Below are 23,210 nucleotides of genomic sequence, written 5' to 3'. Positions count from 1 at the left end.
GCCCGGTTGCCGCACCTCGGTCCTCGAACCGCGATGGCGGGCCGGACGCGGTCGACTTCACAACGGACGGCGCCCCGCGGGGAGTTCCCGCGGGGCGCCGTGTGGTGCGAGTTGCCGGTCCGACGCGTCGGACCGGTCGGGTCAGGCCTTGCGGGCCCGCGTCGTCTTCTTCGCGGGGGTCACCTTCTTGGCGACCGCCTTCGTGGCGGTCTTCTTCGCCGCTGCCGCCTTCTTGGTGGCCGTGCTGTTGACGGTCTTCGTGGCCGTCTTCTTCGCCGCCGTCCCCGCCGCGACCGTCTTCTTGGCGGCCGCCTTGCGGGGGGCCTTCACAGGAGCGGCGTCGCTGATCCGGTCGGCGCCGAGGATCTCGCGCAGGAACTTGCCGGTGTGGCTGGCCGGAACGCCGGCGACCTCCTCGGGCGTGCCCTCGGCGATCACGAGACCACCGCCGTTGCCGCCTTCGGGGCCCATGTCGATGACCCAGTCCGCGGTCTTGATGACGTCGAGGTTGTGCTCGATGACGATGACCGTGTTGCCCTTGTCGACCAGGCCGGACAGCACCGTGATGAGCTTGCTGATGTCCTCGAAGTGCAGACCGGTGGTCGGCTCGTCGAGTACGTACACGGTGCGGCCGGTGGAGCGCTTCTGGAGCTCGCTGGCGAGCTTGACGCGCTGCGCCTCACCGCCGGACAGCGTCGGCGCGGACTGGCCGAGCCTGACGTAGCCGAGGCCGACGTCGTTGAGCGTCCTCAGGTGGCGGGCGATCGCCGGGACCGCCTCGAAGAAGCCGAGCGCTTCCTCGATCGGCATGTCCAGGACCTCGGAGATGGACTTGCCCTTGTAGTGGACCTCCAGGGTCTCCCGGTTGTAGCGCGCCCCGTGGCAGACCTCGCAGGGGACGTACACGTCGGGCAGGAAGTTCATCTCGATCTTGATGGTGCCGTCGCCCGAACAGTTCTCGCAGCGGCCGCCCTTGACGTTGAAGGAGAAGCGGCCGGGCAGATAGCCCCGCACCTTCGCCTCGGTGGTCTCGGCGAACAGCCTGCGGACGTGGTCGAAGACTCCGGTGTACGTCGCCGGGTTGGAGCGGGGCGTACGGCCGATGGGCGACTGGTCGACGTGCACGACCTTGTCGACCAGATCGTCGCCCTCCACGCGCGTGTGCCGCCCCGGGACGTTCCTCGCGCCGTTCAGTTCGCGGGCCAGGTGCGTGTACAGGATGTCGTTGACCAGCGTCGACTTGCCGGAACCCGATACGCCGGTGACGGCCGTGAGGACGCCCAGCGGGAAGGACACGTCGATGTCCTGGAGGTTGTTCTCGCGGGCGCCGTGCACCGTGAGAACGCGGCCCGGGTCGGCGGGGCGGCGGATGTCCGGGGTCGGGATCTGCCTCTTGCGCGACAGGTACTGGCCGGTGATCGACTCGGGGTTGGCGAGGAGTTCCTTCAACGGTCCGCTGTGCACGACCTTGCCGCCGTGCTCGCCCGCGCCGGGGCCGATGTCGACGACCCAGTCGGCGACCTTGATGGTGTCCTCGTCGTGCTCGACGACGATGAGCGTGTTGCCCATGTCGCGCAGGCGGACGAGGGTCTCGATCAGCCGGTGGTTGTCCCGCTGGTGCAGACCGATGGACGGCTCGTCGAGGACGTAGAGGACACCGACGAGTCCGGAGCCGATCTGGGTGGCCAGGCGGATGCGCTGGGCCTCACCGCCGGAGAGGGTGCCGGCCGCGCGGTTCAGCGACAGGTAGTCGAGGCCGACGTCGACCAGGAAGCGCAGCCGTTCGTTGACCTCCTTCAGGACGCGCTCGGCGATCTTCTTGTCGCGCGCGTTGAGCTTCAGCTGGCCCAGGAAGTCCGCGCAGTCGCTGATCGACATGGCGGCGACCTCGGCGATCGACTTCTCCATGACGGTGACCGCGAGGACGAGCGGCTTGAGGCGCGTGCCCTGACAGGTGGGGCAGGGCACCTCGCGCATGTAGCCCTCGAAGCGCTCACGGCTGGCGTCGCTCTCGGACTCGCTGTGCCGCCGCTTGACGAAGGGGACGGCCCCTTCGAAGGGCGTGGTGTACACGCGCTCGCGTCCGTACCGGTTGCGGTAGCGGACCTCGATCTGTGTCTTGTGGCCGTAGAGCAGGGCCTTCTTCGCGCGCTGCGGCAGGCCGGCGAAGGGGATGTCGGTCCGGAAGCCCAGCGCGTCCGCGAGGGCTCCGATCAGCCGGCCGAAGTAGTCCTTAGTGTGCCCGTGGGACCAGGCGTGGATGGCGCCCTCGTCGAGCGACTTGTCCTCGTCCGGGACGATCAGCTCGGGGTCGACCTCCATGCGCGTGCCGATACCGGTGCACTCGGGGCAGGCGCCGAACGGCGAGTTGAAGGAGAAGGAGCGCGGCTCCAGTTCCTCGAAGGACAGGTCGTCGTACGGGCAGTACAGGTGCTCCGAGTACATGCGCTCGCGCTCGGGGTCGTCCTCGGGGAGGTCGACGAAGTCGAGTACGACCATGCCGCCGGAGAGGCCGAGGGCGGTCTCCACGGAGTCGGTGAGACGTCGCTTCGCGGAGTCCTTCACCGTGAGGCGGTCGATGACCACCTCGATGGTGTGCTTCTCCTGCTTCTTCAGTGTCGGCGGCTCGGTGAGCTGGATCGTCTCGCCGTCGACCCGGGCACGGCTGTAGCCCTTGGTCTGGAGGTCGGCGAAGAGGTCGACGAACTCTCCCTTGCGCTCGCGCACCAGCGGCGACAGGACCTGGAAGCGGCTCCCCTCCGGGAGCTCCAGGACCTTGTCGACGATGGCCTGCGGCGACTGGCGGGAGATGGGACGGCGGCACTCGGGACAGTGCGGCTTGCCGATGCGCGCGAAGAGCAGCCGGAGGTAGTCGTAGACCTCCGTGATGGTGCCGACCGTCGAGCGCGGGTTGCGCGAGGTCGACTTCTGGTCGATGGAGACGGCCGGGGAGAGACCTTCGATGAAGTCCACGTCCGGCTTGTCCATTTGACCGAGGAACTGCCGGGCGTACGAGGACAGGGACTCCACGTAGCGCCGCTGGCCCTCGGCGAAGATCGTGTCGAAGGCGAGGGAGGACTTGCCCGACCCCGACAGGCCCGTGAAGACGATGAGCGAGTCGCGCGGGAGGTCGAGCGAGACATTCTTCAGGTTGTGCTCGCGCGCTCCACGGACGATGAGACGGTCGGCCACGCCGGTCCGCACCTTTCTTGAGAGAAGTGACAGGGGCCGCAGGCCCCCGTCTTCTCAGACTAGGGGGAGCCACTGACAGCGCCGGTTGCTTTCCCTGGTTCACAACAATCCCGGACCATCCAGCATGCCCGACGCCACCGCCGAGCTTATAGCACGCGTATTCGATTTGCGGGGCCGATGGACCGCCTTCACCCGAACGTGTGGCGGGGCTAGGGTCGACCTCATGATGGATCATGTGCGCGACCTGGCGTCTGTACGTGACGCGACCGAGCGGCTGCTCACCGCAGCCACCGAACTGGACAACGCCGCCGTGGCCGAGCCGTCACGGCTTCCGGGCTGGAGCCGTGGACATGTGCTCGCCCACCTCGCCCGTAACGCGGACGCCCTGGTGAACGTTCTGGAGGGGCGCCCCATGTACGCCTCCGCGAGCACCCGGGACGCCGACATCGAGCGGGACGCGCCCCGCCCCCTGGACGCACAGCTCGCCGACCTGCGCGAGAGCGCGGCCCGCTTCGAGGCGACGGGAGCCGCTCCCGCGGACTGGTCCCGCACGGTGGAGCTGCGCAACGGGGTCACGGACTCCGCGGCCCGGGTCCCGTTCCGGCGGTGGGTCGAGGTCGACCTGCACCATGTGGATCTGGGCATCGGATACGAGCTCGAGGATCTGCCGGAGGAGTTCGTGACCCGGGAGATCGACTTCCTCGCGGAGCGGTTCGGCGGCCACAAGGACGTGCCCTCCACGGCGCTGGACGCCGGCGACGGCCAGGTGTGGACCACGGGCGGCGGCGCCGAGGGCGGACCGATCGCGGTCCAGGGCCCGGCGGCCGATCTGCTCGGCTGGCTCTGCGGCCGCCGTGACGGCACCGGCCTGACGGTTCGCGGCGGCCCGCTTCCGGCCCTCCCCCCGCTATAGGCTGCCGTCATGACGTACAGCGGAGCGGTGACGGTCGGCGGCCCTGCCGACGTGCACGAGCTGCAGAACCTGATGATCTCCAAGGTCGCGGTCGGCCCGATGGACAACAACGCGTATCTGCTGCGCTGCCGGGCCACCGACGAGCAGCTTCTGATCGACGCGGCGAACGACGCCTCGACGCTGCTCACCCTGATCGGTGACGACGGCATCGCGTCCGTCGTGACCACGCATCAGCACGGCGACCACTGGCAGGCGCTCGCCGAGGTCGTGGCCGCCACGGGTGCGCGCACCTACGCGGGCCGGGACGACGCCGACGGCATCCCGGTGCCGACCGACGTCCCTCTCCGGGACGGCGACACGGTCACGGTGGGGAACGTGGAACTCACCGCGCGCCACCTGGTCGGGCACACGCCGGGCTCGATCGCCCTCGTCTACGACGACCCGCACGGCCACCCTCACGTGTTCACGGGCGACTGCCTCTTCCCCGGCGGTCCTGGCCGGACAACACGACCTGAGGACTTCCAAAGCCTGATGAGCGGGCTCGAGGAGAAGGTGTTCACCCTGCCAGATGAGGCCTGGATCTACCCCGGGCACGGCAACGACAGCACCCTCGGGGCGGAACGCCCGCACATTCAGGAGTGGTGGGCTCGAGGCTGGTAGTCGCAGGCAATGGGAACTCAGATCATCACGGCCGTAGTAGGCGTCGTTGGCACTAGCCTCGGCGCCTCCTCGGCGTTGGCAGGTACGACCTCGCAAGCCCGATAGCGGCGCGCAGCAATCGCCAGGAGCTGCATCAGCCGAAGGGACGGCCCGCACGCAGCTGTACGTGGGTCACGTGGGCAGGCGCCTGGAAAACCGTCGAGCAACGTACATCGCCTTCACGCAGGCGGTGTCGACACTGGTCCAGGCGACGCGAGACGACAGAATTGACGGCGCCCGGTTGACCGGCCAAATCGTCCAACACCTCGCGGAGATGGCTGAAGCCTCTGGCGAGATCGATACGGCCCGCAACACGGTGATGACCGACGGGCCGCAGGTAGTCGCCGGCCGGGCCGCGGAGCTGTGCCGCATCCCGTACAGACTTGCGAGCGCCGTGTCGGCGATCTGCGACGAGTCCTTGGACGACGGCAGGCAGCAGGCGCTGCAGGTGGCCGTCGACATTCGTGTCGATCCCGTCCGGAAGCTGACGCGGTTCTCGGTGATGGCGTCTGCGGCATCGAATCTGGACGGGGTCGGCAATCACCTCGACAGCTTTCAGACGCCCGGCGCCGCGCCCTCCGCTTCATAGGGCAGGGCGGGCGCGTAGAGCCCGCGCGGCACATACTCGGGGATCTGTTCGAGGGTCACCCACGCGACGGCGGAGACTTCCGGCAGACTGGCCGCGCCGGCTTCGCCTCGGAGAACCCTGCAAGCCACGTAAGCGATGCGTCGGCCGGTATCCGGATGGATCCGCCCACTAAGAGGTGGATGAGCTGGGAGGATCCGTTTCTGCTTTGTCCGTGCCCAGCTCCCGCGCCCGCAGGACGGTCAGGCAGGCGTGGGCGGCCATGGCCAGGGTCATGTGGCGGTGCCAGCCGGGATAGCGGCGGACCTGGTAGTCGTCCAGGCCGCATTCCTGCCTCGCCGTCTGGGAACACTCCTCCACCGCCCATCGGCTGCCCGCGATGCGGATCAGCTCGTCCAGCGTGGTCTGGGCCGGACAGTAGGCGATGCAGTAGGAGATCTCCTCGGGCCTGCTCACGCTGCGGCGGGCGAGAACCCAGTGCCGGCGGTCCTCGCGGTGCCAGGGCCGGACCTCGACGCGGGCCCAGTCGTAGACCCGCCGACCGTGGGCTCCCTCGCCGCAGGAACGGCGTTTCCACTTCTGCCGGGGCAGACCGGAAAACAGGTCGTGGACGGGGCGGTCGATGGACCAGCGGGTGACGACGGTGTCGCACCGGGTGGTGGACATGACGTGGAAGACGTCCGCCTGTTCCAGCTCGAACCGCCAGCCCTTGCTGAAGCCATAGGCGGCGTCCGCCGTCACCCAGCCGAACGGGATCTTCTCGGCGATGGCCCGGCCGACCATCGCCTTGGCCATGGCCACCTTCGTCTCGAAGGCGACATGATCGTCGATGCCTGCCCGTCGGCATCGCTCGCGGTCATCCGTCCAGGACGTGGGCAGATACAGCCGCCGGTCGATCAGCGTGCGTCCGCGGCCCGTTGCATAGGCGAGAAAGACCCCGATCTGGTGAGCCGAAGCACGATGGTTGTCACATAGGCGCGCTGGTTGCCACCGACGGTGTGGTGGGCGGTTGAGCCTGAGCGCGACAGGTCGACGACTGTGATCATCCGTGTCCGGCCTCCTGGACCGCGTCACATCGTGCCCGGCAGCGCGGATACCTGAGCCCGGCTGGCCGCAACCATTTCCGCACCTCGCGGGTCACACCTGTGAAGCACGGCGGGCCGGGACCCTCCCGGCGCACGGGAAAGGTTTCGGTCGGATGGCACGAAGATCACGGGTACGCGCGGTCGCGACGGCGGCGGCGGGCGCGGTGGCGCTGGTGGCGGGGCTGTTCGGCACGGGTCCGGCCCGCGCCGACGCGGCGGACGCAGCACGAGGGATGACGGTCCAGTTCGTCGAGCACGAGCTCTTCATCGGGACGGAGCCGGCGAGCGTGTACGTGGCCTACCGGTGGAAGGTGGCCGGCGGGGGCACGGCACACCACGTCCACCTGACCGTCGACCTGTCCGGAGTGGCCGACTTCGCCGAGCCGGCACCGTCGGAGCACTGCAACGGCAACCTCTGCACGCTGGACCTGGCGTCCGCCACCTCGGACTCCCACGTCATCACGCTGGTGCCGAAGCCCGGTGCGGCCGTCGGCAGCAGCGGCACCGTGACCGTCTCCGGCACGGCGTCGGACGCCACCGTCACCGGCGACCACCTCACCCTGACCAACGGCAAGACGCAGCTGAAGGTGAGCGCGTCCGCCGAGCAGCTGGACCAGGTGCCGGGTGACACGCTGACCTTTCCGCTCAACGTGTGGAACAACGGCCAACTCCCGGCGGCCAAGGGGGTGGAGCTGCTGATCGACACCACCGCCGGGCTGCACCTCCAGGGCTCCTGGTCCAACTGCCGCGACGTGTCCGCGAGCGGCCGCGGGGGGCACATCGTGCACGAGACCCTGTGCGACTTCCCCACTCCTGTGGAGCCCGGCCGGCAGTACGCGTTGTCGTCGCCGCTGCGCGTCAAGGTCGGCGACGAGGCCCTGTTCGACAAGATCTTCTACAAGTTCACCCCGCTGACCAGCGCCGCCCCGGCGAACGGCCCCGGGACCCCGCTGACCCTGGTCCCGAGGGGCGCGATGCCGTCCGACGGGAACATCGACCCGTACTTCACCACCTACGTCGACAGCGTCAACCACGCCGACTTCGCCGTCACCGGGGACACCGTCACCGGGCGGCGCGGCGGTCACGCGACGCTGCACGCCACGGTGATCGACCGGGGGCCGGCGGTGGTGGAGGACCTCCTCGACGACGAAGCCTTCCTCACGGTCCTCGTCAAGCTGCCGCCGGGCACGAAGGCCACGAAGATCCCGGACAACTGCCAGCCGCCGCCCACGGACGACGGGTCGGACCCCGGCCCCCGGATGGGCCGGTCCTCCTACGAGTGCTACTTCGGCGACCCCGCCCCGGGGGACAGACACGTCCTGTCGTTCACCGTCGCCATCGGCCCCCGTACCCCGGCCGTCTCCACAGGCCAGGTCCGCACGCTGGAGATCATGAAGGGGCTCGACCCCGACGCCTCCAACGACAGCGCGGCGCTGACCCTGCGGCTGGCGCAGGGCGGCTCCGCGGGCGGCGGCACGGCCGGCGGGTCCGGGGGCGGCGGTACGCCCGGCGGGTCCGGCTCCGGCGGCTCGGCCGGAGCGTCCGGCTCCGTCTCGGGCGGCCCTTCCGCAGGGTCCGGACCGCTGGCCGACACCGGATTCGGCGGCGGCTGGACCGTCTGGGCGGCCGGCGCGCTGTTGCTGGCCGGTGGTGTGGCCGTAGCGCTCTCCCGACGGTCCCGCGGCGGGAACTGACACGTCGTCCGGGGGTCCGGAGGGGCCCCCGGACGGGTCAGGGACGGAAGCCGTCGGTGACGGTGGCAGCCGCGCCCGCGACGGCATGCTCTACGCCGACCCAATGCAGCCCGGCACCGGGATCGGGGCTGTGGTCCCCGAGGGCTGGAGCGCGCTCGGCTTCACATCGCCCGGAGCCGGCCTCACTCAGTTCCCGGGGGTCCCGGTCGAGCGCTTCCGCATCCACAACGGCCTTGCGTGCGATACCACGGCTTGCGTCGGTCTACGGCTTCCCCACCGGCACACACGGGCTCTACTGGCATGACGGCGATGTCATGGCTCAAACGATCGCCCACGACGGCGGCGACGGGATCTTCTGGTATTCCTCCTGACCCGATGCGGCCCGGCGGCGAACGTCCGTGGCGGACGGCTTCACGATGCCCGGCGCACCGCCGCGACCTTCTGCCGATCCCGGGTGTCCCAGGACACCACCGGTGGGCGCGTACACCCAGGTGCGGGTGGGGAAGACGCCTGGCGAGTACCAAGGCAGGAGGTCGTCGAGGGCCGGGTAGGTGTCCCACTGGCTGGTGCCGGCGGGGGTGAAGGGGGCCGTCCAGTCGGTGCGGCAGTCGCGCCAGCCGTCGTCATCGAGCCCGGCGGCGGCCAAGACGGCGAACTTGTTGGCACGGCGCCCGGTCAGGGCGCGGTGGCGGACGCGGGCCGGCGTGGTGTTGTCGGTGCCGACGCGGCGCGCGAAGATTCCGATGGCGAGGGGCTGGCGTACGCCGGGGAAGATCCGGGTCGGGATGTTCGGAGTCTGGCCTTCCGGGGTGCAGTCGATGATCCATCCCTCGGAGGCGTAGCGGCGCAGGTAGACGCGCATGCCCTCGAAGGCGGGGCCGGTGAGGTATCCAGAGGTGGTGATGAAGGCGATGACGCCGAGGTTGCCGTCGTCGGCGGCGGCCGGGGTGGATTCCCAGACCTTCCAGGTGGCCCAGCGCCAGAAGAAGACGTATAGGTTCTTCAGCTTGGCCTTGAACCTGCTCATCCCGGGGGTGACCCAGTCGTCCAGGATGCCCTTGTTGCCCTTGTTGGTCTTCAGCTCCAGGCCGCCGTTCTCGACCCAGCCGCCGGCGCCGTTGGTGAGTCCGGCGTAGGGCGGGTCGCCTATGACGACGGTGACGTTCGCCCGGGCCTTGATCTCGTTGGCCTTGCGGCGGGAGGCCGCTGTGAGCTGGAGAGCGGACCTGAGCTGGGTCTCGGCCACGTTGGGGTCGTCGAGGATGGCGGCCGCGACGACGAGCTTCCGTGACCAATATGTCGGCGTGTACCAGCGCTCACGCTGCGCCCGGCGCTCCTCCGGCGAAAGCCGGGTCCGGTCCTCGGGGACGGGGGCCCAGCGCTTCCCCGGCGGAGTGGGCGACACGCGCAAGGCCCCGGAGGCCTTCGCCAGCCTCATCCACGACGTCGAGACGAGGATCTTCGACGTACTGCCGGACGAGACCTGGGTGTACCCCGGCCACGGCAACGACACGACGCTGGGCGCCGAGCGCCCGCATCTGCCGGAGTGGCGCGCGCGAGGGTGGTGAGCGGGAGCGCGGGGCGGCACGCGGGGCGCGACACCTCGCGTACGCGCCCGGCGCGCGGTGAGAACTCGCGCCCGGCGTGAACCAACCGCACACGCCGGGGTACGCGCGCTCCCCCAATGCGGTACTGGTGCAGTCCAGTTCCGTAGTTCCGGCGGGACCCCTTCCACTGCCCACGGCCGGTGAATCCGATCGCGCGCGTGGACTCCTCGTGTCCAGGCTGTTCACAGGACTGCAACACACGTTCCCACCATGCGGACAATTGTTGCCGTGACCTGGACAAACAGCATGGTTCGCTGTCACTCTCCCGCCATGCATCTCGCCCAACGCGCCCTGCGCCGCGCCGCGTCCGCCAGCACTGTCGCCCTGCTCGCCCTCGCCGTGGGCTGTGCCCCGCAGCCGGAGGAGAAGGCGTCCGGCAAGGCGTCCGGGAACACCGCCGCGACCTGCGCCAAGGGCTCGTTGAGCACGCGGACCTCGGGCAAGCTCAGCATCGCGACCGACGAGCCCGCGTACGAGCCGTGGTTCAAGGACGACAAGCCCGCCAACGGCAAGGGTTTCGAGTCGGCGGTGGCGTACGCCGTGGCACGGCAGCTCGGCTACGCCGAGGCCGATGTCGTCTGGCAGAGCGTGCCCTTCAACAAGGCCTTCGCGCCCGGTGCGAAGACCTTCGACTTCGACATCAACCAGGTGTCGATCAGTGCCGAGCGCAAGAAGGCCGTGGACTTCTCGTCCGGCTACTACGACGTGCGCCAGGCCGTCATCGCGCTGAAGGGCTCCAAGGCCGCGAAGGCGACGAGCCTCGCGGACCTCAAGGGCCTGAAGCTGGGCGCCCAGGTCGGCACCACCAGCCTGAACTACATCGACGACGTGGTGAAGCCGGCCCAGCAGCCGGCCGCGTACGCGAAGAACGACCAGGCCAAGTCGGCGCTGAAGAACGGCCAGGTGGACGCCATCGTCACCGATCTGCCGACCGCCTTCTACATCACGGCCGCCGAGGTGACCGACGCGAGGATCGTCGGACAGTTCGAGAACCAGGGCGGTACGCCCGAGCAGTTCGGACTCGTCCTCGACAAGGGCAGCGCGCTGACCTCCTGCGTGACGAAGGCCGTGGACGCCCTGCGCGCGGACGGCACGCTCGCGAGGATCGAGAAGCAGTGGCTGTCCGAGGCCGTCGACGCCCCGGTGCTCAAGTGACGGAGATGAAGGAGGAGTCGGGAGAGGACACCTCCGAAGGCGACATGCCCGGCGGGGGCGAGGTGTACGTCCCCTCCCGGCGGAGGATCGAGCGCGAGCGCCATCGGCGCGCCCGGGCCCGCCGCTCGGCGGCCGTCGCCGCGCTCTCCACGCTCGCCACGGCCGTGGTGCTGTACCTCGTCGTCGTCGACGCGCCGGGCTGGCCGCGCACGAAGGAGACGTTCTTCGACGCGTCCTTCGCGCGTGAGGCCTTCCCGAAGGTCCTCGAAGGCCTGTGGCTGAACCTCCGGTTGTTCGTCGTGTGCGGTGTCGTGGTGCTGGTGCTCGGCACGCTGATAGCCGTGGCGCGCACCCTGCGGGGCCCGATGTACTGGCCGGTGCGCGCCCTCGCCACGGCGTACACGGACTTCTTCCGCGGTCTGCCGCTGATCATCTGTCTGTCGATCGTCGTGTTCGGCCTCCCGGCGCTCCAGTTGCAGGGCGTCACCAACGACCCCGTCCTGCTCGGCGGCACGGGCCTGGTGCTGACCTACTCGGCGTACGTCGCCGAAGTCGTCCGCGCCGGCATCGAATCCGTCCATCCCTCGCAACGGGCCGCGGCACGTTCGCTGGGCCTCACCACGCGACAGACCCTGCGCCATGTGGTGCTGCCGCAAGCCGTACGCCGTCAGGTGCCGCCGCTCCTCAACGACATGGTGTCCCTGCAGAAGGACACCAGCCTCGTCTCCATCGGCGGCGCGGTGGAGGCGATGCGCTCCGCGGACATCATCGTGGGCCGCAGCCTCAACTACACGGCGTACATCGTCGCGGCGCTGCTCTTCGTGGCCCTGACCATCCCCATGACGCGCTTCACCGACTGGGTCACCGCCCGTATGGACCGGCGCCGCAGCCAGGGAGGCATCGTATGAGCAAGGCCCCCGTCCCCGGCGGTCCGATGTTGCGGATGGAGTCCGTCCGCAAGACCTTCGGCGACTCGGTAGTGCTGCGGGACGTCGATCTGGAGGTCGCTCCGCACACCGTGACCGCGCTGATCGGCGCCTCCGGGTCCGGCAAGTCCACGCTGCTGCGCTGCGCCAACCTCCTGGAGGAGATCGACGACGGCGCGATCTGGCTGTACGGCGAGGAGATCACCGACCCGCGGGCCGATCAGGACGCGGTACGCCGGCGGATCGGCGTCGTCTTCCAGGCGTACAACCTCTTCCCGCACATGACCGTCCTGGAGAACATCACCCTCGCCCCGCGGCGGGTGCACGGCGTGAGCCGCGCGGAGGCCGAGGAACACGCGCGTGAGCTCCTCGAACGCCTCGGGCTCGGTGCCAAGGCGGGCGAGTATCCGGACCGGTTGAGCGGTGGCCAGCAGCAACGGGCCGCGATCGTCCGCGCCTTGGCCGTGCGCCCCAAGCTGCTCCTCCTGGACGAGATCACCGCCGCCCTGGACCCCGAACTCGTGGGCGAGGTCCTCAGCGTCGTCCGTGACGTGAAGGAGGACGGCATGACCATGGTCCTGGCCACGCACGAGATGGGCTTCGCCCGCGAGGTCGCGGACCAGGTCTGCTTCCTGGACGGCGGCGTGATCCTTGAGCGCGGCACGGCCGAACAGGTCTTCGGCGACCCGCAGCAGGAGCGCACGCGACGCTTCCTGAAGCGGATCGTGGAGGCCGGACGCCTCTGACCTCGGGCGTCCGTCACCTCAGGCGTCCGTGACCTCAGGCGGACGCCTCCCGCACGACGGTCAGGTGTCCGCGCGTCCCGTCCCCGCGAGCGCCGCCACCCGCTCCACCGCGAACGCGTACCCCTGCACGCCGCAGCCCGCGATGACCCCGTCGGCACGCAGCGACACATACGAGTGGTGCCGGAACTCCTCACGCTGGTGGATGTTGGAGATGTGGACCTCCACCACCGGCAGTCCGTCACAGGTGTTGAGCGCATCCAGGATGGCGATGGAGGTGTGCGAGTAGGCGGCCGGGTTGATCACGATCCCGGCATGGTTCTGGCGGGCCTCGTGGATCCAGTCCACCAGCTCGCCCTCGTGGTTGGACTGCCGGAAGTCCACCGTGCCGCCGTGCGCTGCCGCGGCCTTGGCGCACAGGGCCTCCACGTCCGCGAGCGTGTCGGAGCCGTAGATCTCCGGCTGCCGCTGCCCGAGGAGGTTCAGGTTGGGCCCGTTGAGAATCATGATCGGGGCGTTGGCGAGGGTGCGGGGCACGTTTCCTCCGGTCCTTCAGGTCTGCCGGCCCGTCAAGGACCGCTGCTCGGACCCGGTCTATCACGATGCGCCGAAGGGGTGACGGCTCGTAACCTCTCGCCATGACGACGCCCTCGTACCCTCCCAAGCCCGTACCCGGCGACCGGGTGGCCGTCATCTCGCCGTCCAGCGGGCTGCCCGGCCTCTTCCCGCTCCCGTACGAACTGGGCCTGGAGCGGCTGCGCGAGGACTTCGGCCTGGAACCGGTCGAGTACCCGACGACCCGGAAGATGGGTTCGACTCCGCGGGAACGGGCCGACGACCTCCACGCGGCGTTCGCCGATCCGACGGTCAAGGCGGTCATCGCTTCCATCGGGGGGCGACGACCAGATCACCGTACTGCCGCTGCTGGACCGCGAGCTGATCCGGGCGAACCCGAAGCCGTTCTTCGGGTACAGCGACAACACGAACCTCCTCGTCCACCTGTGGAACACCGGAATCGTCGGCTATCACGGCGCAACGGTGATGTGCGAGCTCGGCCGACCGGGCGCCATGGACCCGCTGACCGCGGACTCGCTGCGGGCCGCCCTGTTCACGTCCGGGCCGTACGAACTGCGTCCGGCCGACCGATTCCGTGAGGTCGGCGTGCCCTGGGACGCGCCGGGGAGCTTCCTCGCCGAGCCGCGGACCGAACCGGGCACCGGCTGGACCTGGCTCCGCCCTGACCGGGTGGTCGAGGGCCGTTCCTGGGGCGGCAACATCGAGATCCTGTCGTGGCTGCTGATGGCCGACCGCGAGATCGCCACCGATCCTTCCGTGTACGACGGTCATGTGCTGTTCCTGGAGACCTCGGAGGACATGCCCAGAGCCGACGACGTCTTCTGGATCCTGCGCAGCATGGGCGAGCGCGGCCTGCTGCGACGCTTTCCGGCGCTCCTCATGGGCCGCCCGAAGGCCTGGTCGTTCGAACGGCCCCTCGATCCGGAGGCCAGGACCCGTTACACGCACGACCAGCGCGAAGCAGTCCTCCGGGCTGTCGACATATATGCCCCGGACATGATGGTTGTCCTCGATGTGGACCTCGGTCACACCGATCCGCAGATCGTCATCCCCTATGGAGGGACTGTCCGCGTCGACGGCCCGGCCCGGCGCATCACCGTCACCTACTGACGCACGCCGCGCTCCCGCGCGCCCCCGTAACTGTCGATCACTGTGGGTAGTTGATTCGGCATGCACGACGTACGCACCGTAAGGGCGCCCTCCATGCTGCGGCTCGCGGCCGCCTCCCTCGCCGGGACGGCCATCGAGTTCTACGACTTCTTCGTCTACGGGACAGCGGCCGCGCTGGTTCTCGGACCGCTGTTCTTCCCGACGTTCTCACCGCTGGCGGGGACGCTGGCGGCCTTCGGGACGTTCGGCGTCGGTTTCCTCGCCCGGCCTCTGGGCTCCGTGCTGTTCGGGCACATCGGAGACCGGCGCGGGCGGCGGCCGGTTCTGCTGGCCTCGCTGCTGCTGACCGGCGCGGCGACCGTCGCCGTCGGCTGTGTTCCGACGTACGACCGCATCGGCGCCGCCGCTCCCGTCCTGCTGCTGGTGCTGCGTTTTCTGCAGGGCCTGGGACTCGGCGGCGAGTGGGGAGGGGCCGTGCTGCTGACGGCCGAACACGCGCCCGCCGAACGGCGGGGGCTGTGGTCGAGTTTCCCCCAGATCGGTCCGTCCTTCGGGTTCGTACTGGCCAATGGCGTGATGCTGGCGCTGTCGGCGACGCTGTCCGACGCGCAGTTCGCGCAGTGGGGGTGGCGGGTGCCGTTCTGGGCGGCGGGGGTGCTCGCGGCGGCGGGGCTGTGGCTGCGCGGTTCGCTCGAGGAGAGCCCGCGGTTCCTGGAAATGGGGGATCACGCACGCGTGCCGATCGTCGAGGTGGTGCGCGGCCACTGGCGGATGGTCCTGCTGACAGCAGGCGGACTCGCCGTCGGATACGCCGTGTTCTACGCGGTGACGACCTGGGCGCTCGCCTACGGCGTCGAACGGCTCGACGTGAGCCGCACCGTCATGCTGACCTGCATCATGGCCGCCGTGGTGGTGCAGGGAGCCCTGACCCCCGTGGTGGCCCTGCTGGGGGATCGCTACGGACGGCGGCCCCTGTGCATGGCGGGCTGCGCGGGCGCCGCGCTGTGGATGTTCCCGATGATCGGGCTGCTCTCGACCGGCGAACCTTTGCTGATGTTCCTCGGCTTCCTGGTGGCGCTCATCGCGTTCGTCACCATGTTCGCGGTGATCGCCGCGTATCTGCCGGAGTTGTACGAGCCGCGGGTGCGCTGCACGGGCGCGGCCGTCGGATACAACCTGGGCGGGGTCCTCGGCGGCGCGCTCACCCCCGTCGTGGCGACGGCGGTGGCCAGCGGAGAGCGCGTGCCGTGGGGCGTGGCCGCCTATCTGACGGGGATCGCGCTGCTGAGCCTCGGCTGCTTCGCGCTGCTGCCGGAGACCCGGCCGGTGCCCCGGCTGACGGTCGTGCCCGTCGCCGAGTGACTGGCGGTCAGGGATTGACGGCCAGTTCCAGGTAGGCGGCGAACACGACCAGATGGACGCCTCCCTGGAGCGGGGTGGCCCGCCCGGGAACGACCGTCAGGGAGCTCACCACCACGGTCAGCACGAGCAGAACCATCTCGGTGGGGCCGAGGCCGAGAACGAGTGGTCCGGAGAGCCAGAGTGACGCCAGGGCGACGGCGGGGATGGTCAGTCCGATGCTGGCCATCGCGGAGCCGAGGGCGAGGTTGAGACTGGTCTGCACCCGGTCCCGGCGGGCGGACCGCAGTGCCGCGATGGTCTCGGGGAGCAGCACGAGCAGAGCGATGATCACACCGACCACGGAGTGCGGCATGCCGGCCGCTTCGACCCCGGACTCGATGGTGGGCGACACACCCTTGGCGAGGCCGACCACGCCGACCAGGGCCAGGCCGAGCAGCCCGAGGCTGATTCCGGCCTCACGGGCGGACGGGGCGTCGGCGTGGTCGTCCACGTCGATGACCTGGCCCTGTCGGGTGACCGGCAGGAAGTAATCGCGGTGCCGCACGGTCTGGGTCGTCACGAACAGTGCGTACAGGACCAGGGAGGCGACCGCGGCGAAGGTGAGTTGCGCGGTGGAGAACTCCGGTCCCGGCTTGCTGGTGGTGAAGGTCGGGAAGACGAGGCTGAGTGTGGCCAGCGTGGCGACGGTCGCCAGTGCGGCTCCGGTGCCTTCCGCGTTGAAGACGGCCAGCCCGTGGCGCAGTGAGGCGACGAGCAGACACAGGCCGACGATCCCGTTGCAGGTGATCATCACGGCCGCGAACACCGTGTCGCGGGCCAGCGTCGAGCTCTTGGCGCCGCCGTCCGCCATCAGGGTGACGATGAGGGCGACTTCGATGATCGTGACCGCGACGGCGAGGACGAGAGATCCGAAGGGTTCACCCACGCGGTGGGCCACCACCTCGGCGTGATGGACCGCGGCGAGCACGGAGCCCGCGAGGACCAGCGTCACCAGTGCGACAACCGCGGCGGGCAGGTCGCGCCCCCAGGTGAACGCGAGCAGCACCACCGCCATCGCGGGGACCACGGCGGTCCATCGCGACGCGAGTGACCTGAGCCGAACGATCATGCCGCGATCGTCGCAGCCGGGAGCGTGCCCCGCACTCCGGCGGCGCGGGGCACGTCCGGGACCGCGGCGGACGAGCCCGCCCCGGGAGTTGACAGCCCCGGCCGGGCGCTCCCGGGCGGAAGACGCTCGGGCTCCGAGCAAGCACCGGGAACGATGCCGGCGATTCGCCACGCACCGTTCCCGGGATGGCTTTTGCCACTCGACGTGGTCAGACGTCGATGCTTTCCTTCGGAGTGTGCTCGGCTTGCTCGCGCACCGCCTGCCTCCTGGTGGCCGTCAGGCTGGTGATCGTGGTGACCACGAGGACCGCGCAGATCACGCCGAGCGAGACCGGGATGGATATCTCGGGAACATGGACGCCGGACTCGTGCAGCGCGTGCAGGACGAGTTTGATGCCGATGAAGCCGAGGATGACCGAGAGGCCGTAGCTGAGGTGGACCAGCTTCTTGAGCAGGCCACCGATGAGGAAGTACAGCTGCCGCAGACCCATCAGCGCGAACGCGTTGGCGGTGAAGACGATGTACGGGTCCTGGGTCAGTCCGAAGATCGCGGGGATCGAGTCGAGCGCGAAGAGCACGTCGGTGGTGCCGATCGCCAGCATCACGACCAGCATCGGCGTCATGACGCGCTTGCCGTTCTGCCGGATCCACAGCTTGGTGCCGTGATAGCGGTCGGCCACGCCGAAGCGCTGCTCGGCGGCCTTGAGCAGCCTGTTCTCCTCGAACTCCTCATCGTCCCCGTCGGCCCGCGCCTCCTGGATCAGCTTCCAGGCGGTGTAGATGAGGAACGCGCCGAAGATGTAGAAGACCCATGCGAAGTTCGCGATGATCGCGGCGCCGGCGGCGATGAATATCGTGCGCAGCGCGAGGGCTATCAGGACGCCCACGAGGAGCACGCGCTGCTGGTATTTCGAGGGCACCGCGAACTTCGCCATGATCAGGACGAAGACGAAGAGGTTGTCGACGCTCAGCGACTTCTCGGTGATGAAACCGGCGAAGAACTCTCCGGCCGGCTTCCCGCCGGCGAAGAGGAACAGTCCGAGTCCGAACAGCCCGGCGAGGGCGATCCAGACGACGGTCCAGATTCCGGCTTCCTTGATCGATACGTCGTGCGGCTTGCGGCCGATGAAGAAGTCGACCGCGATCAGTGCGGCCAGCCCCACGATGGTCAGGACCCACAGGGTCAGGGAAACATTCACTGCGCCTCCGGCAGTACGTAACGGCAGATTTCAGCGTCGTTCGCCACCGGAGGTCTCTTCCACCCGAGGCCACCGGGGCGCTGGGTGCGCCCGGGAGCCTGCGGGCCGACGTCCCGGGATCTGACTCGATCCGTGTTGACGGGCGCGTCGCAGCAGGTAGGGAGTACTCCCCTCCGTATGGAAAAAGAGTACCCGAATCACCAAGGAAAGGTAAAGGGATCAGTAAAAGGAGATCCAAGTTCCCAGCTCAGAGCACTTTACTGATACTTGGTGAAGCGCTTTGTCCCCTGAGATCCCAGGGTCCGAGGGAGCCGGGGTCAGCGGTTCCACGACCGGCGGGCCGCCGCCACCTGCGCGAGGACCTGTTGGAGCACCTGGCTGTTCGCGGGAACGAGTGAGGGCTCGTACGTCCACGCGTGTCCGACCCAAGGGTCGGCGAGATGGTCGTCGGGCACCGGCGTGATCCGCAGCAGCGACCGCCAGAGGGGATCGAGCAGCGGTCCGTACGCGGCCGCGTCCTCCCGGTCGGCCACCATCATCAGATGGACGCCGACGGCCGGACCCTCGTCCGCCAGATAGCGGAGCTGGGTCACGGCGCGGTCGTCGAAGCCGTGCGGGAAGTCGTTGACGATCAGCAGCTGCTCGGCGGTGTCGAGGCCCGGCGGCAGAGAGTCGGCCGCTCCCCCGCGCAGCGCCATCTGCACGAGGTCGACGCGCTGGGTGAGACGGGTCAGTACGTCCGCCACGCCCGCGGCACCCGCTGCCGGAGGACTGCCGAGCACCCCGGACCGCGTCAGGGGCGCCAGTGCCGAGGCTCCGGCGCCGGCCGGGTCGATGACATGCACGGTGAACTCGCCCGCGGGATACACGGCGAGCAGTCGGGCGGCGTGCGCAACGGCGGTGTCCATGGCGAGGCGGCGCACCTGGTCGGAGTCGGCGAGCGTGCCCTCCAGGGAGGCGTGACCGCTGTCGATCCACAGGCCGCGCTCCAGCGGCAGGCGCACCAGCATCGGGATGCTCAGGTTCTCGCTCTCGGGCAGCCGGAGGTCGCCGAGCCGCAGCGCCATGGGGATTTCCATGGGTGCGCGGTAGCCGTGCCAGACCGGGTTGTCCCAGCGTGCGTAGGCCATCGGCAGCGCGGGCTCCACGACCTCGGCCTCGGCGGCGAGCTGGGCGAGGTCCCGGTCGAGAACGGCTCGGGCCTGGTCGACCAGGTCCGCGTGTTTGGCCTGGGCGGCTTCGCGCGCGGCGTCGCCCTGCCCGCCGATCCGGCCGCGCGGGTCGGAGAGGACGTGGTCGAGCTCCTTCTCCATGCGCGAGTCCGCGAAGTCGACGGCACTGCGGTACGCGGCGACGGTCCGGGCCAGGTCCTCGAACATCCCCCACACCTGGTTGTACAGCCGCTCCTCCATGGACCAGCCGGTCGCGTCTCCCGCGACCGGCTGAGCGGGCTGTCCGGGCTGGGCCGGAGGCGCGGTCGGCGGGGGCGGCGGCGGGGCGGCGGCCTGCCGGCCGGGGTGGCTGTAGTTGACCGGTCCACCGGCGGTGGGCGACGAGGGCTGGGTGACCGAGGAGGGGTCGGGCTGCGCAGAACCCCCCGGACGGCCGGTCTGCGCGGCCGTGGCTCCCTGCGGACCGGGGGCGTCGTACGGGGACTGCTGCGGTGTGACGGTCCCGGGGGTGCTCTGCGGTCCGGAACCGGTGTACGGCTTGTCCGGACCGGGCGCCGAGGCGGCCGCCTGTCGTGACCGGTCCGCGTCCGGGGTGCGCGACGGGGGTGCCGCCACCGACCGCGCCAGGCCCTGGGCCACCGCTTCGTTGATACTTCCCGCGAGCTGCCGTGCCTCAGGAAGCCCCTGGTCGGTGAGGAGTTCGGCGAGTCCGCCCGCGTAGCCCTGGCCGACCGCGCGGACCTTCCAGGCGCCCTGCCTGCGGTAGAGCTCCAGGGCCACGACGGCGGACTCGGTGTCCAGGCCGGTGAGGGTGTAGCTGGCGACCTCGGACCCGTCGAGGCCGGTGACCGCGACGAAGGGGGCGGCGACGGCCCCGAAGCGGACCGGGCCGCCGACCCCGGTGGGCAGCGCGAGCAGCACGCTGACCCGGTGCACGGTCGACGGCAGGGCGTCCAGGTCGAAGGCCAGGCGATGATCGGCCGCCGCCTGCTGCGAGACCTCGAGCCCGGGAAGAGTGGGCGCGCCCGGGTGGGCCACCCACTCGACGCCCCGGACCCTGCCCTGCTCGTCGCTGAGCGTGGCCCCTGCCACGATCGGCTTCCCGGCCGAAACACGGACCTCGAGACGGACCTGGGAGAGCGGGTGGTTCTGCCCCCTGACCAGCTCGGCCGTCATCGTCTTGTCCCCCTATGTCGCTGTGCGCGTGTGCGTCGGCCGCCTACAGGTGCGGCAGGATCGCGGGCATCAGGTCCTGGAAGGTACGGCCGTTGGCCGGCGTACCGAGGGCCGTCATCTGCCAGCCGGTTCCGGAGCGGTGCACCTTCGCCATGATCTGGGCCGTGTACTGGCCGCCGCCCGCCAGCGTGTAGCGGGCGAGTTCCTGGCCGTTGGTCTCGTCGACCAGACGGCAGAACGCGTTCTGCACTTCCTGGAAGGTCTGGCCCGTGAAGGAGTTCACGGTGAAGACGATCTGGTCGATGTGAACCGGGATGCGCTGCAGGTCGACGAGAATGGCCTCGTCGTCGCCGCCCTGGCCCACGCCGCCGACGAGGTTGTCACCGGTGTGCCGCACCGAGCCGTCGTCGCTGACGAGGTGACGGAAGAACACCACGTCGACGGGCTGCTTGTCCGCGAACAGCACGGCGGAGGCGTCGAGGTCGATCTCCCGGGTGCGCGAGCCGAACAGGCCGCGCCGGGGGGCCGCCTGCCAGCCGAGTCCCATACGGACCGCGGTCAGCGTGCCCCCGTCGTTCTTCTGCAGACTGATGGCCTGACCCTTGGTCATGTTGACCGTCACGCGCTGTTCCCCTCTCGAACTGTCCCCTGTTGCCGCGGAGTCCGCGGATGAGCAGAACCCTACGCAGCGGCACTGACAGCGCCGAACCCTGGGACATACTTTGTGTCGGTCTTGCAACACACCGCGCATCAGCAGAAGTCCGGCGCCACCGAGGTGACCGTCAGGCGATGCCCGCCTCCTTCATCTGCCGCAGCTCCTTCTTCATCTCGGACACCTCGTCACGCAGCCGGGCCGCGATCTCGAACTGGAGGTCGGCGGCAGCGGCGCGCATCCGTTGCGTCATCTCCTCGATCTGCTGGGCGAGTTCGGCAGCGGGACGGTCGGTCGGCACGGCGTCCTTGCCCTTGGCGGCCCGGGCCGCCTTGCCGCCCAGCGCGGGGACGGGGGCCTTGGCGCCCTTGCCGTCCTTCGTCTTGCGATAGCCGGAGCCGAGCAGTTGCTCGGTGTCGATGTCCTCGCGGGCGATCTGCGCCACGATGTCGTTGATCTTCTTGCGGAGGGGCTGCGGGTCGATACCCCTCTCCTTGTTGTAGGCGGTCTGCTTCTCCCGGCGGCGGTTGGTCTCCTCGATGGCCTTCTCCATCGCCGGGGTGATCTTGTCGGCGTACATGTGGACCTGGCCGGACACATTGCGCGCCGCGCGGCCGATGGTCTGGATCAGGGACGTTCCCGAGCGCAGGAAGCCCTCCTTGTCGGCGTCGAGGATCGCCACCAGGGAGACCTCGGGGAGGTCGAGACCCTCGCGCAGCAGGTTGATGCCGACCAGGACGTCGAACTCGCCGGCGCGGAGCTCGCGCAGGAGCTCGACACGGCGCAGGGTGTCGACGTCGCTGTGCAGATAGCGCACCTGGATGCCCAGTTCCAGGAAGTAGTCGGTGAGGTCCTCGGCCATCTTCTTGGTGAGCGTGGTGACCAGGACGCGCTCGTCCTTCTCGGTACGCTGCCGGATCTCGTGCACCAGGTCGTCGATCTGGCCCTCGGTGGACTTGACGACGACCTGGGGGTCGATGAGGCCGGTGGGACGGATGATCTGCTCGACAAAGCCGTCCGAGCGGGAGAGCTCGTACTTCCCCGGGGTCGCCGAGAGATAGACGGTCTGGTCGATGCGCTTCTGGAACTCCTCCCACTTCAGCGGGCGGTTGTCCAGGGCGGAGGGCAGCCGGAAGCCGTGGTCGACGAGGGTGCGCTTGCGGGAGGCGTCCCCCTCGTACATCGCGCCGATCTGCGGAACGGTGACGTGCGACTCGTCGATGACGAGCAGGAAGTCGTCGGGGAAGTAGTCGATCAGCGTGTTCGGCGGGGAGCCGGGTTCACGGCCGTCGAAGTGCATCGAGTAGTTCTCGACACCGGAGCAGGAGCCGATCTGGCGGAGCATCTCGATGTCGTACGTCGTCCGCATGCGCAGACGCTGGGCCTCCAGGAGCTTGCTCTGCTTCTCCAGCTCGGCGAGGCGCTCCCCCAGTTCCTTCTCGATGTCGTTGACGGCGCGCTCCATGCGTTCGGGACCCGCCACGTAGTGGGACGCCGGGAAGACGTAGATCTGGGTGTCGTCGCTGATGACCTCACCGGTGAGCGGGTGCAGCGTCGACAGGGCCTCGATCTCGTCGCCGAACATCTCGATGCGGACGGCGAGCTCCTCGTAGACCGGGAAGATCTCGATGGTGTCGCCGCGGACCCGGAAGGTGCCGCGCGCGAAGGCCACGTCGTTGCGCGTGTACTGGATGTCGACGAAGCGGCGCAGCAGGTCGTCGCGGTCGATCTCGTCGCCGACCTTGAGGCTGACCATCCGGTCCACGTACTCCTGCGGAGTACCGAGGCCGTAGATGCAGGACACCGAGGCGACCACGACCACGTCGCGGCGCGTCAGCAGCGAGTTGGTCGCGGAGTGGCGCAGGCGCTCCACCTCCTCGTTGATCGAGGAGTCCTTCTCGATGTAGGTGTCCGACTGCGGGACGTAGGCCTCGGGCTGGTAGTAGTCGTAGTACGAGACGAAGTACTCGACCGCGTTGTTCGGCAGCAGCTCGCGGAACTCGTTGGCCAGCTGGGCGGCCAGCGTCTTGTTCGGTGCCATGACGAGCGTGGGACGCTGGAGCTTCTCGATCATCCACGCGGTGGTGGCCGACTTGCCGGTGCCGGTCGCGCCCAGCAGGACGACATCCTTCTCACCTGCGCGGATGCGCTTCTCCAGGTCGGCGATGGCCGTGGGCTGGTCACCGCCCGGCTGAAAGGAGCTGACGACCTCGAAGGGCGCCACCGAACGTTCGATCTTGGATACGGGCCGCATGG

At 69.5% G+C, this 23,210-nt stretch carries 16 protein-coding genes and 3 pseudogenes; 10 read left to right on the top strand and 9 right to left on the bottom strand.

The genetic code is table 11. The annotated features are described in order from the left end of the window. Positions 1-141: 141 nt before the first annotated feature. Positions 142-3,192: an excinuclease ABC subunit UvrA gene (gene uvrA / locus ACZ6KY_RS01795; RefSeq protein ID WP_469308309.1), complete on the bottom strand. Its 3,051-nt coding sequence runs from the start codon at positions 3,190-3,192 to the stop codon at positions 142-144. A gap of 223 nt (positions 3,193-3,415) precedes the next feature. Here uvrA and ACZ6KY_RS01790 point away from each other — a divergent pair, with 223 nt between their 5' ends. The 3 genes from ACZ6KY_RS01790 to ACZ6KY_RS01780 all read left to right on the top strand — a co-directional run bounded on the left by ACZ6KY_RS01790 (position 3,416) and on the right by ACZ6KY_RS01780 (position 5,393). After that, positions 3,416-4,105 carry a maleylpyruvate isomerase family mycothiol-dependent enzyme gene (locus ACZ6KY_RS01790; protein ID WP_469308308.1) on the top strand — a complete coding sequence of 230 codons (690 nt, stop codon included), beginning with the start codon at positions 3,416-3,418 and terminating at the stop codon, positions 4,103-4,105. Between the two features lie 9 nt (positions 4,106-4,114). After that, positions 4,115-4,765, top strand: coding sequence for an MBL fold metallo-hydrolase (locus ACZ6KY_RS01785; protein WP_469308307.1), 651 nt, complete (start codon positions 4,115-4,117; stop codon positions 4,763-4,765). 175 nt (positions 4,766-4,940) lie between these two features. Next, positions 4,941-5,393, top strand: a complete 453-nt coding sequence (locus tag ACZ6KY_RS01780; RefSeq protein ID WP_469308306.1) for a hypothetical protein — start codon at positions 4,941-4,943, stop codon at positions 5,391-5,393. Positions 5,394-5,561: 168 nt separating this feature from the next. Here the strand turns inward: ACZ6KY_RS01780 and ACZ6KY_RS01775 are convergent. Beyond that, positions 5,562-6,350 (bottom strand): annotated as a pseudogene (locus ACZ6KY_RS01775) (IS701 family transposase); the annotation flags it as partial. Between the two features lie 238 nt (positions 6,351-6,588). Here ACZ6KY_RS01775 and ACZ6KY_RS01770 point away from each other — a divergent pair. Further along, positions 6,589-8,169, top strand: coding sequence for a hypothetical protein (locus tag ACZ6KY_RS01770; RefSeq protein WP_469308305.1), 1,581 nt, complete (start codon positions 6,589-6,591; stop codon positions 8,167-8,169). 319 nt (positions 8,170-8,488) lie between these two features. Here ACZ6KY_RS01770 and ACZ6KY_RS01765 read toward each other — a convergent pair whose 3' ends face one another. Next, on the bottom strand, positions 8,489-9,574 hold the full coding sequence (locus ACZ6KY_RS01765) for a hypothetical protein (protein WP_469308508.1): 1,086 nt from the start codon (positions 9,572-9,574) through the stop codon (positions 8,489-8,491). Here ACZ6KY_RS01765 and ACZ6KY_RS01760 point away from each other — a divergent pair. From ACZ6KY_RS01760 to ACZ6KY_RS01745, 4 genes and pseudogenes are all read left to right on the top strand, one after another. Continuing rightward, positions 9,537-9,737: pseudogene (locus ACZ6KY_RS01760) on the top strand (MBL fold metallo-hydrolase); the annotation flags it as partial. The gene ACZ6KY_RS01765 and the pseudogene ACZ6KY_RS01760 overlap by 38 nt on opposite strands. 309 nt (positions 9,738-10,046) lie before the next feature. Next, the gene (locus tag ACZ6KY_RS01755) at positions 10,047-10,931 is read left to right on the top strand and encodes an ABC transporter substrate-binding protein (RefSeq protein ID WP_469308304.1); all 885 of its coding nucleotides are present in this window, start codon (positions 10,047-10,049) and stop codon (positions 10,929-10,931) included. Further along, positions 10,928-11,839, top strand: coding sequence for an amino acid ABC transporter permease (locus ACZ6KY_RS01750; protein WP_469308303.1), 912 nt, complete (start codon positions 10,928-10,930; stop codon positions 11,837-11,839). The genes ACZ6KY_RS01755 and ACZ6KY_RS01750 overlap by 4 nt, the downstream gene beginning before the upstream one ends. Beyond that, a complete protein-coding gene (locus ACZ6KY_RS01745; protein ID WP_469308302.1) occupies positions 11,836-12,603 on the top strand; it encodes an amino acid ABC transporter ATP-binding protein in 768 nt (255 codons plus the stop codon). The genes ACZ6KY_RS01750 and ACZ6KY_RS01745 overlap by 4 nt, the downstream gene beginning before the upstream one ends. 60 nt (positions 12,604-12,663) lie before the next feature. Here the strand turns inward: ACZ6KY_RS01745 and aroQ are convergent, their stop codons facing one another. Then, positions 12,664-13,137 carry a type II 3-dehydroquinate dehydratase gene (aroQ, locus tag ACZ6KY_RS01740; protein ID WP_469308301.1) on the bottom strand — a complete coding sequence of 158 codons (474 nt, stop codon included), beginning with the start codon at positions 13,135-13,137 and terminating at the stop codon, positions 12,664-12,666. A gap of 101 nt (positions 13,138-13,238) precedes the next feature. Here aroQ and ACZ6KY_RS01735 point away from each other — a divergent pair. Next, a pseudogene (locus tag ACZ6KY_RS01735) lies at positions 13,239-14,286 on the top strand (S66 family peptidase). A gap of 60 nt (positions 14,287-14,346) precedes the next feature. Beyond that, positions 14,347-15,648, top strand: a complete 1,302-nt coding sequence (locus ACZ6KY_RS01730; protein WP_469308300.1) for an MFS transporter — start codon at positions 14,347-14,349, stop codon at positions 15,646-15,648. Between the two features lie 7 nt (positions 15,649-15,655). Here the strand turns inward: ACZ6KY_RS01730 and ACZ6KY_RS01725 are convergent, their stop codons facing one another. The 5 genes from ACZ6KY_RS01725 to uvrB form a co-directional block, all read right to left on the bottom strand. Further along, complete coding sequence (locus tag ACZ6KY_RS01725; RefSeq protein WP_469308299.1) at positions 15,656-16,756, bottom strand: calcium:cation antiporter; 1,101 nt, start codon at positions 16,754-16,756, stop codon at positions 15,656-15,658. A 208-nt stretch (positions 16,757-16,964) separates the two neighbouring features. Further along, a complete protein-coding gene (locus ACZ6KY_RS01720; RefSeq protein ID WP_469308298.1) occupies positions 16,965-17,954 on the bottom strand; it encodes a TerC family protein in 990 nt (329 codons plus the stop codon). A gap of 317 nt (positions 17,955-18,271) precedes the next feature. Further along, positions 18,272-20,302, bottom strand: a complete 2,031-nt coding sequence (locus ACZ6KY_RS01715) for a TerD family protein (protein WP_469308297.1) — start codon at positions 20,300-20,302, stop codon at positions 18,272-18,274. A 43-nt stretch (positions 20,303-20,345) separates the two neighbouring features. Continuing rightward, positions 20,346-20,924: a TerD family protein gene (locus tag ACZ6KY_RS01710; RefSeq protein ID WP_261703411.1), complete on the bottom strand. Its 579-nt coding sequence runs from the start codon at positions 20,922-20,924 to the stop codon at positions 20,346-20,348. Between the two features lie 160 nt (positions 20,925-21,084). Then, positions 21,085-23,208 carry an excinuclease ABC subunit UvrB gene (uvrB, locus tag ACZ6KY_RS01705; protein ID WP_469308296.1) on the bottom strand — a complete coding sequence of 708 codons (2,124 nt, stop codon included), beginning with the start codon at positions 23,206-23,208 and terminating at the stop codon, positions 21,085-21,087. Positions 23,209-23,210: the final 2 nt, after the last annotated feature.

This window comes from Streptomyces sp. NPDC042002 (assembly GCF_055588305.1).
The sequence above is the reverse complement of the archived record's forward strand: the minus strand, read 5'-3'. Positions and strand labels throughout refer to the sequence as shown.